The sequence below is a fragment of the Methylibium sp. genome, from assembly GCF_013817365.1.
Taxonomy (GTDB): Bacteria; Pseudomonadota; Gammaproteobacteria; order Burkholderiales; family Burkholderiaceae_C; genus Methylibium.
Window position 1 is genome coordinate 1 of record NZ_JACDCU010000115.1, and the last position, 9,696, is coordinate 9,696.

11 protein-coding genes are annotated in these 9,696 nt (G+C 66.7%); 8 read left to right on the top strand and 3 right to left on the bottom strand.

The window, feature by feature from the left end:
- The first annotated feature begins 130 nt into the window (after positions 1–130).
- The 7 genes from H0W38_RS09195 (at position 131) to H0W38_RS09225 (ending at position 7,618) form a co-directional block, all read left to right on the top strand.
- Entirely contained in the window at positions 131–1,336 is a 1,206-nt protein-coding gene (locus tag H0W38_RS09195) for an ABC transporter substrate-binding protein (RefSeq protein ID WP_292453069.1), read from the top strand.
- Between the two features lie 210 nt (positions 1,337–1,546).
- On the top strand, positions 1,547–2,407 hold the full coding sequence (locus H0W38_RS09200; RefSeq protein ID WP_292453070.1) for a branched-chain amino acid ABC transporter permease: 861 nt from the start codon (positions 1,547–1,549) through the stop codon (positions 2,405–2,407).
- 5 nt (positions 2,408–2,412) lie between these two features.
- A complete protein-coding gene (locus H0W38_RS09205; RefSeq protein ID WP_292453071.1) occupies positions 2,413–3,390 on the top strand; it encodes a branched-chain amino acid ABC transporter permease in 978 nt (325 codons plus the stop codon).
- The gene (locus H0W38_RS09210; protein WP_292453073.1) at positions 3,387–4,157 is read left to right on the top strand and encodes an ABC transporter ATP-binding protein; all 771 of its coding nucleotides are present in this window, start codon (positions 3,387–3,389) and stop codon (positions 4,155–4,157) included. Before H0W38_RS09205 ends, H0W38_RS09210 begins: the two co-directional genes overlap by 4 nt.
- On the top strand, positions 4,157–4,855 hold the full coding sequence (locus tag H0W38_RS09215) for an ABC transporter ATP-binding protein (protein WP_292453085.1): 699 nt from the start codon (positions 4,157–4,159) through the stop codon (positions 4,853–4,855). Before H0W38_RS09210 ends, H0W38_RS09215 begins: the two co-directional genes overlap by 1 nt.
- 22 nt (positions 4,856–4,877) lie before the next feature.
- Positions 4,878–6,149 carry a Zn-dependent hydrolase gene (locus H0W38_RS09220; protein WP_292453075.1) on the top strand — a complete coding sequence of 424 codons (1,272 nt, stop codon included), beginning with the start codon at positions 4,878–4,880 and terminating at the stop codon, positions 6,147–6,149.
- The gene (locus tag H0W38_RS09225) at positions 6,146–7,618 is read left to right on the top strand and encodes a M81 family metallopeptidase (RefSeq protein WP_292453076.1); all 1,473 of its coding nucleotides are present in this window, start codon (positions 6,146–6,148) and stop codon (positions 7,616–7,618) included. Before H0W38_RS09220 ends, H0W38_RS09225 begins: the two co-directional genes overlap by 4 nt.
- Here H0W38_RS09225 and H0W38_RS09230 read toward each other — a convergent pair.
- Together H0W38_RS09230 and H0W38_RS09235 are read right to left on the bottom strand one after the other, a co-directional pair.
- Positions 7,558–7,821 carry a DUF2805 domain-containing protein gene (locus H0W38_RS09230; protein ID WP_292453078.1) on the bottom strand — a complete coding sequence of 88 codons (264 nt, stop codon included), beginning with the start codon at positions 7,819–7,821 and terminating at the stop codon, positions 7,558–7,560. The genes H0W38_RS09225 and H0W38_RS09230 overlap by 61 nt on opposite strands.
- Positions 7,822–7,915: 94 nt before the next feature.
- Positions 7,916–8,842, bottom strand: a complete 927-nt coding sequence (locus H0W38_RS09235; protein WP_367161817.1) for a YihY/virulence factor BrkB family protein — start codon at positions 8,840–8,842, stop codon at positions 7,916–7,918.
- Positions 8,843–9,010: 168 nt separating this feature from the next.
- Between H0W38_RS09235 and H0W38_RS09240 the strand changes: the two genes are divergently transcribed.
- Positions 9,011–9,346, top strand: coding sequence for a hypothetical protein (locus tag H0W38_RS09240; RefSeq protein WP_292453081.1), 336 nt, complete (start codon positions 9,011–9,013; stop codon positions 9,344–9,346).
- A gap of 100 nt (positions 9,347–9,446) precedes the next feature.
- Here H0W38_RS09240 and H0W38_RS09245 read toward each other — a convergent pair.
- Positions 9,447–9,696, bottom strand: a 250-nt coding sequence (locus H0W38_RS09245; RefSeq protein WP_292453083.1) for a hypothetical protein, incomplete at its 5' end; no start/stop codon positions are given.

Below are 9,696 nucleotides of genomic sequence, written 5' to 3' on the forward strand. Positions count from 1 at the left end.
TGCTATTTATACGTATAAATAGCATCAAACGTCAACGCATCTGTTCGACGCATCGGTATTCGTACCGTCGCCCTGTACCCGAAATCACGCCGCGCCGACGGCGCTTCCCGAAACCGTAACCGGAGACTCCATGAAACGACGCCAACTGCTGCAACTTTCGGCCATGGGCGCAGTGCCTGCAACGCTGGGGTTGATGGTCCCCGCTTTTGGTCAGGGCTCCGGCCCCATCCGCTTCGGCTGCCCGGTCCCGATGTCGGGCCCGTTCGCGGCCAACGGCAAGTTCGCCGACCTGGGCATGAAGCTAGCGCTCGACCAATACGGCAAGGTGCTCGGGCGTCCCCTGGCGCACACCGTGCTCGACACCGAAGGCAAACCCGCCACCGCCGTGCGCAAGGTGCAGGAGTCCTCGCAGCAGGAGGGCATCTCGTTCTTCGCCGGCGGCATTCTGTCGTCGGAATCACTGGCCATGGGCAAGGAGATCGAGAAGGCGGGCGGCGTGTTCATCACCACGGCGGGTGCTGACGAGATCACCGGCTCGGACTGCAACAAGGCGACCTTCCGCTGGTCGGTGCCGACCTACGGCGCCATCGAACAGACCGTGCGGCCCCTGATCGAGTCGATGCCCAAGGCCAAACGCTGGTACACGATCACGCCGCAGTACGTCTTCGGCGAAGGTCTGCTGTCGGCCGCGACGAACATCTTCAAGGAAAAGGGCATCGAGCATGTGGGCAACAGCTACCACTCGCTGGCCGAGAAGGAGTTCAGCGGCTACCTCACCAACGCCGCGGCCGCCAAGCCCGACGTGCTGCTGCTGCTGAACTTCGGCTCGCAGTCGTCTTCCGCGCTGCGCCAGGCCGTGGCTTTCGGCCTGAACAAGCGCATGACGATCCTGATCGCCTGGGCCTCCGGCCTCGAGCAGTTCGAGTCGCTCGGCGCCGACCTGAGCGAGGGCGTGTACTTCGGCGCCCAGTATTGGCACACGGTCGATTCCCCGCTCAACCGCGAGCTGGTGAAGCGCTCGAACGACGTGTTCAAGAGCAACCCGAACTACAGCCTGGCCGGCTCCTACATCTGCACCAAGCTGCTGCTCGACGGGATCGTCAAGGCCGGCACGGTCGATCCCAAGGCCGTGATCGCTGCCATGGAAGGCATGAAGTACCAGGGCCTCACGGGCGATGAAGAAGTGCGCAAGGCCGACCATCAGGTGCTCAAGGACTACTACCTGCTCAAGGCCAAGGGCAAGGCTGCGATGAAGAACAAGGACGACTACGTCGACGTGATCAGCTCGGGCCGGTCGTTCCTGTCGCCGGAAAAGGCCGGCTGCAAGATGACCTGAACCCACGGCATCGCCGGCTGCGAGCACTCCGCATCGCCCGGCGTTCCCGCGCGCCGCAATCGCCGCCTCCCGCGCTTCGCGCCACCCTCGACGCATGCGCCAGCACCGCCAAGCGGCCGCCGCGGATCCGGCTTTGCCGGTCCGCTGGCGGCGCCCCCTCGAGGGGGAGGCGCCGAAGGCGCTTCGGGGGTGGTTCACTTCACGCATCGCATGAGCATCTACCTGCTTCAGACCATCAACGGAATCGGCATCGGCATGCTGTATTTCCTGCTGGCGGTCGGCTTGTCCATCGTGTTCGGCCTGTTGCGGTTCGTGAATTTCGCGCACGGCTCGTTCTACTTGCTGGGCGCGTACGGCACCTACCAGATCACGCAGTGGGGCCTCGATTTCTGGCTCGCGCTCCTGCTCGTGCCGCTGGCGGTGGGAGCACTCGGCTGGCTGACCGAAAAGCTGGTGCTGCGCCATGTGTACGCCAAGCCGCACGAGTTCCACATCCTCGTGACGCTCGGTCTGGCGCTGGTGATACAGGAGCTCGTGATCGTGCAGTGGGGGGCGCTGGGCGAAAATGTGCCGCCGCCCGAGTTGTTGCAGGGCGTGGTGATGTGGGGCGACTTCATCTACCCCAAGTACCGCCTGTTCGTCATCGGTTTCACCGCGGTGCTCGCCGCGCTGCTGTGGTGGGTGCTGGAAGGAACGCGCCTGGGCAGTGCAGTGCGTGCCGGCAGCGAATCGACCGAGATGGTCTCTCTGCTGGGCATCAACGTGTTCCGCATCTTCAGCCTGGTGTTCGCGCTGGGCGCCGCCACGGCCGCGGTGGCCGGTGTGTTGGCCGCGCCCATCCGCGGCGCCGAGCCGTTCATGGGCATCGAGGCGCTGGGTGTCGCCTTCGTGGTCGTGGTCGTGGGCGGCATGGGCAGTTTCGGCGGGGCGCTGGTGGGCGGCCTGTTGATCGGGATCGTGCAAAGTCTGATGAGCACGATCTGGCCTTCCGGCGCCCACCTGATGATCTACGTCGCCATGGTGGCGGTGCTGCTCCTGCGCCCTCACGGCCTGCTCGGGCGCAAAGGATGAGCGCCATGAAAAAGCACGGACTTCTCTTGCTCGCCCTGGCCGTCGTGCTGGCCATGCCGCTGTTCATGCAGTCGGGCTCGCTGGCCAGCGAGGTGCTGATCTTTGCGTTGGCGGCCATGGCCTGCAACCTGCTGCTCGGCTATACCGGCTTGCTGTCCTTCGGGCAGGGCATCTTCTTCGGCCTGGGCAGCTACACCATCGCCTTGCTGTTGACGCGCTGGCCGCTGCCCATGCCGCTGGCACTGCTGTGCGCCATCGCCATGGGTGCGCTCGCCGCCGCGGTGGTGGGTTGGATCGCCATCCGGCAACGCGGGGTCTACTTCGTGATGCTCACGCTCGGTCTGGCGCAGATGGTCTATTTCGTCGCTTACTCGGCGACCGATCTCACCGGGGGCGACAACGGCCTGCTCGACATTCCCCGGACGGCCCTCAGCGTGATGGGTCACACGCTGTGGCCGCTCGCTACGCCGTGGCAGTACTACGGCTTCGTTGCCACCGTCTTCATGCTGGTGTTCTGGCTGATGCTGCGCACCGCGGGCTCGATCTTCGGGCGCACCCTGCTGGCCGTGCGCGACAACCCGGAGCGCGCCGCCGCCATCGGCTACAACCTCACGCAGCTCAAGCTGCGGGCCTTCGTGATTTCGGGCGCCGTGACCGGCCTGGCCGGTGGCCTGCACGCCATGATGACCGGCATTGCGCCGCTGTCCAACGTGGAGTACCACACCAGCGAAATGATCCTGGTCATGACGGTCATCGGCGGCACCTCCAACCTGTTCGCCTCGGTCCTCGGCTCGGCCTTCTATCTGCTGATGTCCGACTGGCTCTCCACACTGTGGCCGCGCTGGCTGATGCTGCTGGGTCTGCTGCTGATCGTCATCAGTCTGGCCATGCAGGGCGGCCTGTGGGGCCTCGGCGAAAAACTGTGGCGGCTGGTGCGCGGCAAGAGCGCTGCGCGAGCCGATGCGCAGGTGGAGAAGGCATGAGCTCGCCCATCCTGATCGAGGCCGTCGACGTCGACAAGCGCTACGACAAGTTCGCGGCCCTCAGTGGCGTGAACCTGAAGGTGCGGGCCAACACCGTGCACTCGGTCATCGGGCCAAATGGCGCCGGCAAGACGACGCTCTTTCACATGCTGACCGGCACCAAGACGGTCAGCGGCGGGCGCATCGTGTTCGATGGTCACGACGTGACGCACGAGCCCGATTACCGCCGCGTCCAACGCGGCATCGCGCGCTCGTTCCAGGTCACGAGCCTGTTCCCGAACCTGCCCGTGCGCGAGAACCTGCGCCTGGCCGCGCAAGGCACGGCGCCCAGAAAGGCGATGAACTGGTGGAGCCCGCCCGACGGTCCGCGCGCCCAGGCCGAAACGGTCGCCCGGGTTCTGGAACGCCTGGGTCTGCAGCGCTTCGCCGACACGGTGACCGGCACCCTCTCGCACGGGCAACAGCGGCGCCTGGAAGTGGGTATGGCGCTGGCTGCCAAGCCCAAGGCCATTTTCCTGGACGAGCCGACCTCGGGGATGGGCATCGACGACCTCGACGACATGAAGCGGCTTATCCGCAGCCTGCGCGAGGAGCACACCGTCGTGCTGATCGAGCACAACATGAACATCGTCATGGACATCTCCGACACGATCACGGTGATGCAGCTCGGCCGGGTGCTCGCGGAAGGCCTGCCGCAGGACATCCGCAGCGACGAGCGCGTGCGCACGGCCTATCTGGGCAACAAGAGCGCGGGAGGCCAGGCGTGATGCTGGAACTCGAACAAGTCCATGGACACTACGGCAAGAGCCATGTGCTGCAAGGCGTCTCACTGCGCATCGGGCAGGGCGAGCTGGTCACGCTGCTCGGGCGCAACGGTGCCGGCAAGTCGACGACGCTCAAGTGCATTGCCGGTGTCGTGCGCCCGAGCGGCGGACGGGTGCGCTTCGATGGTCAGGAAGTGCAGGGGTGGGAGCCCCACCGGATCGCCCGCCGGGGCGTGTGCCTTGTGCCCGAGCACCGCGGCATCTTCAAGCTCCTGACCGTCGAAGAGAACCTGTTGCTCGGCCAGCGCAAGTCATCGCCGTGGCAACTGAAGGATGTGTACCGCATCTTCCCTCGCCTGCAAGAGCGGCGCCGCAACGGCGGCGGGGAGCTTTCCGGCGGCGAGCAGCAGATGCTGGCCATCGCCCGCGCGCTCTTGAACGACCCCAAGCTGCTGATGCTCGACGAACCGGTCGAGGGGCTGGCGCCGGTGATCGTGGAAGAGATCGTGGCGCAACTCAAGATCATCAAGGCGGCCGGCGTGACCATCCTGCTGGTGGAACAGAGCCTGGACGTCTGCACGCAGCTGGCAGACCGGCACTACATCATCGAGCAGGGCGCCATCGTCTACGGCGCCGACAACGCGGCGTTCATCGCGGACGAAGCCGTCAAGGACCGCTATCTGGGTGTCGGCCTGGTCTGACACCGATGCCGAAGGAACGACCATGAACACATCGCTTGAATCCCGCCACGAAACCACTCGGGCATTGCGCGTGAACGGTGGGCGCCTTTGGGACTCGCTGATGGAGCTCGCTCGGATCGGCGCAACGCCCAAGGGCGGCGTGTGCCGCCTGGCGCTGACCGAGCTGGACGGCCAGGCTCGCGACCGCTTCGTGAGCTGGGCCGAAGCGGCCGGCTGCACCGTGCGCATCGATGCGATCGGCAACCTCTTCGCGCGCCGCGCGGGACGCAACGACGCCTTGCCGGCCATCGTGACCGGCAGCCACATCGACACCCAGCCGACCGGCGGCAAGTTCGATGGCAACTACGGCGTGCTGGCGGGTCTGGAAGTGCTGCGCAGCCTGAACGATGCCGGCGTCGAAACCGAAGCGCCGCTGGAAGTGGCGGTGTGGACCAATGAGGAGGGTTCGCGCTTCGTGCCGGTGATGATGGGCTCGGGTGTGTTCGTCGGTGCGTTCACGCTGGAGCACGCGCTCGCGCAGCGCGATGCGCAGGGCGTGAGCGTGGGCGAGGCGCTGACGCGCATCGGCTACGCCGGCAGCGCCCCGGATGCGGCGCCGCCCGTCGGCGCCTATTTCGAGGCCCACATCGAACAGGGGCCGGTGCTCGAAGCGAACGACTGCGTGATCGGCGTCGTGCAGGGCGCGCTCGGCCAGCGCTGGTACGACGTGGTGGTGCAGGGCATGGAAGCGCATGCCGGCCCCACGCCCATGGCCCTGCGCCGCGATGCGCTGCTGGCCGCCAGCGCGCTGGTGGAAGCGGTCAACCGGATCGCGCTCGAGCGCGCACCGCACGGGCGTGGCACCGTCGGCTCGCTGGAGGTGCATCCCAACTCCCGCAACGTCATTCCGGGGCGCGTGCGCATGACCGTCGATCTGCGCGCGGCCGATGACGATGTGCTCGCGTCGATGGACGCGGCCCTGCGCAGCTTCTGCGCGCAGCTCGCGCAGGAGCGCCAGCTCACCGTGCAGGTCGATCAGGTCGTGTATTTCCCGCCGCAGCCCTTCACTCCGGCACTGGTGGAAGGCGTGCGCGAGGGTGCCGCCGCGCTCGGCCTGACCGCCATGGACGTGGTGAGCGGTGCCGGCCACGACGCCGTGTACCTCGCGCGCGTCGCGCCCACCGCCATGGTGTTCGTGCCCTGCGCGGGCGGCATCAGCCACAACGAGATCGAAGATGCCCGCCCCGAGCATCTCGAGGCCGGCTGCAACGTCCTGCTGCATGCGATGTTGCGCAGCGCGGGAGTCGCGTCATGAAGATACTCATCGCCCGGCTGAACCACGAAACGAACACCTTTTCGCCAGTGCCGACGCCGCTGGAGGCGTTCGAGCCGCAGTTCGGCACCGAGGCCTACCGGGTGCAGAAGGGCATGCGCACGGCGATGTCCGCGTTCATCGATCTGGCCGAAGCCGAGGGAGCGGAGCTGCTGACGCCGGTGAGTGCCGCGGCCAACCCCAGCGGGCGAGTGAACGCTGCGGCCTACGACACGCTGTGCGACCGCATCGTCAATGCGTGTGCCGGGTGCGACGCCATCCTGCTGGACCTGCACGGCGCCATGGTCGCGGACAACAGCGTCGATGGCGAAGGCGACCTGCTGGCGCGCGTGCGTGCCGCGGCGCCGGGTGTGCCGATCGGCGTGGCGCTCGACCTGCACGGCAACATCACCCCGAAGATGGTGGACAACGCCGATGTGATGGTGGGTTTCAAGACCTATCCGCACATCGACATGTACGAGACCGGTGAACATGCCGGCCGCCTGCTGCTGGCCATGGCGCGGGGTGGCCAGCGCCATCGCGTGCTGTTCAAGCGCCTGCCGCTGATGAGCCACACGCTGCGCAGCACCACGATGTCGGGCGCCATGCAAGAGGCCGTGGCGAGCGCCCGCGCCGCAGAGGCGGGCGGCGTGGCGGCGGTGTCGGTCTTTGCCGGCTTTGCACTCGCCGACATCGAGGCGCCCTGCGTCAGCGTCGTCGTCACGAGCGCCGAGTCGCCCGAGGCGCAGGCGCGCGCGCAAGCGGCGCTCGACACCTTGAGTGAACAGATCTGGACGGGCCGCGCAGGTTTCTCGTATTGCAGCGAACCCTTGCCGGCCTCGTTGGCGCGCGCTCAGGCCGCGGCCGAGCACGCCGGGCGCCCGGTGCTGTTGCTGGACCACGGCGACAACTGCATGTCGGGCGGCACCTGCGACACCATGGACGTGCTGCAAGCGGCCCTGGCGCAGGGCCTCACCGACATTGCCGTGGGCCCGCTGTGCGACCCGGAGGCGGTTCGCTTGCTTGCGCAGGCGGGTGTCGGAGCCGAAGTCGAGATCGCGCTGGGCAACAAGACCGCGCTCGCCTCCATCGGCGTCGCCAAGACGCCGGCGATGCTGCGCGGCGTCGTGCGCTGCGTGAGCGACGGCCAGTACACCGTCACCGGCCCCACCTACACCGGCATGGTCTGCTCGATGGGCCGCAGCGTCCACTTCGACATCGGGGCAGCACAGATCGTGGTGACCGAGCGCACGCACGAACCGTGGGACCTGGGCGTGTTCTCCTGCGTGGGCCTGGACCCGACCCGCCACCGCTTCATCCTGCTCAAGTCGCGGATGTACTGCCGGCCCGTGTTCGAGCCCCTGGCCGCTGCGCTGATCGAATGCGACAGCGCCGGCGTCACCAGTTCCGACTACGCGCTGTTCCCTTTCCGGAACGTCCGCCGGCCGGTCTTCCCGCTGGATTCGCTCTGAGTGGTCGCCCCAGCCGCTTTTGTTCGCGCAGTCCAGACCTTGAACGCGTTCGGCGTGAGTTCCCGCTTGAGGAGCTGGACCACCTGACCGGGCGACAGCCCGTGGCTGCGCAGCACGGCCGCGAAGGGCGGCCGGTCGTCCCAGGCGATCTCGATCACGCGCTGGATCTCTTCGGGGGTCAAACGTGGAACGGGCTTGGCCATGGGCGCTCGCATTGTCTTCGGGAGGGCAGGGAGGGGCGCCGCGGGACCGGCCTCCACCCTCGTACGTGGCACTCGGACGGCCGATGCTCGAGGCTTACTCTCCGGCGTTCCGCCCCGGGGCTGCTGTCTGCTGCGCGCCGGCTTTGCCAGATGGAGGAGGCTTCGATTCTTGCTCGCGAAGCACGCCATTGATCTCCGCTCCGAAGATCAATGTGGCCGCGCAGGCGTACAGGAAGACGAGCGTCGCCGCTGCCCCCGCAAAGCCGCCATAGACGAGCGCCAGCTTGCCGACGTTGCGCAACGTGCAGGAAAGGCCGGCGGCCGCGACAAGCCACAGTGCCGCGCCGACGAGCGCACCGGGCAGCACGGTACGCAGGCGTTGGCGCAGATCGGGCAGCCAGCCGTAGAGGGATGCATACAGCATCAACACGACGACGAACGCCAGGCCGTAACGGACGCCGACTTGCAACCAAGGCACCGCCTGCTTGCCGGCACCCATCGCCTCGAACAGGTCCCAGACATAGGGCAGGATGACCACGGAGCTGAAGACGAGCACCGTGATCGATGCGCCGATGAGGGTGAAGAAAATGACCTTGAGTCGCGCGGCCCAGAACGACATTGCTTTGTCGACGCCGTAGGCGCGATTCAGCGCGGTGCGCACGGCCTGCGTTCCCGAAGATGCGGCCCAGACCGTGACGACCACGCCGGCGACGAGCAGCGCTCGGTTGCGCGGGCGCAGCACCTCGTCGACGGCCGGCCTCAGCGCCTCGAAAACGACCGGCGGTGCGAACTCCAGGACCCGGGTCGCCAGTTCAGCTGCAGCCCCCGGCTCACCGAAGAATCCGGCTGCCGCGGACAGGACGATCAGCAACGGAAACATGGCCAGTACCGACGAGAACGCCACGCTACCCGCCTGGTTGCCGCTCTGATGAAAGATGTAGTTCCGTACTGCCTTCACGACGATGTGCAGGCCGGGTACGTGATCACGCAACCATCGCAAGACGCTTGCCAACCTGCTCATTCATGCGTCCTCGGGTGCGTGGCCATCTGCCTGCGACGACAGTGGCTCGAAGACCGGCCTCGCTGGCCGTCGTGGTCGCCTCTGTGCAGCACTTGGAGCGCTTGATAACCGCGTACCAGGCCGCATGTGGTGGTCGTCGAAACCAGTGTGAATCACCCAGGAACGGACATGGCTGCTCAACCTCTCGGCACCGTCAGAACACGTCTCGAAGAGCTGATCGCCGTATCGCGGCTGCTGGAAGGCGCTGAACGCCATCAGTTCCGCATTGCGGCGGACGAGTATCAGCTGCTTGTGGCGCGTGTGCGTCGAGCGTTCGAAGGCGATCTACCGGCGGAGGCGATCAAGGCTGTATCGGATGCTTTTCCGAGCGCCGGCGAGGTGTACGAGAACATGCACTACGCCCGGTCCGGCCTCTCGATGTCCCCGTTGGAGCGCTCGGTGTCCTCCGAGATGGCGGCAAGCCAGGCGCTGCAGCGATTCACGCGCGGCAAGACGACCCCATGACGGCCGCTGGCGCGAGCGGGCTCATCACTTGTTCCCGTCGGATTGCACTGGATCACGTGAAAAAAATACCCGCGGCTCGCTCGCCGCACGCAAAAGCGGGCTACTTGCCCGCCGTCTGGTGATAGGGCAGCAACTGGGCCACGTCGACGCCTTGGGCACGATGCAAATACCAGCGTTGCGCCTCGGTAGCCCAATCGTCTTGGTCGGCGGTTTCTTCCATGCGCAGAAGCGGAGACCGCAGGTCGCTCGAACCGACCTGGGCCGGGGTGCGGGCCACACCGTGCCGCGCCAGCCAGGCTTCGGCCTTGTCGCTTTGGCTTTGAATGGTCATGCGATCTCCTGATGCTGTT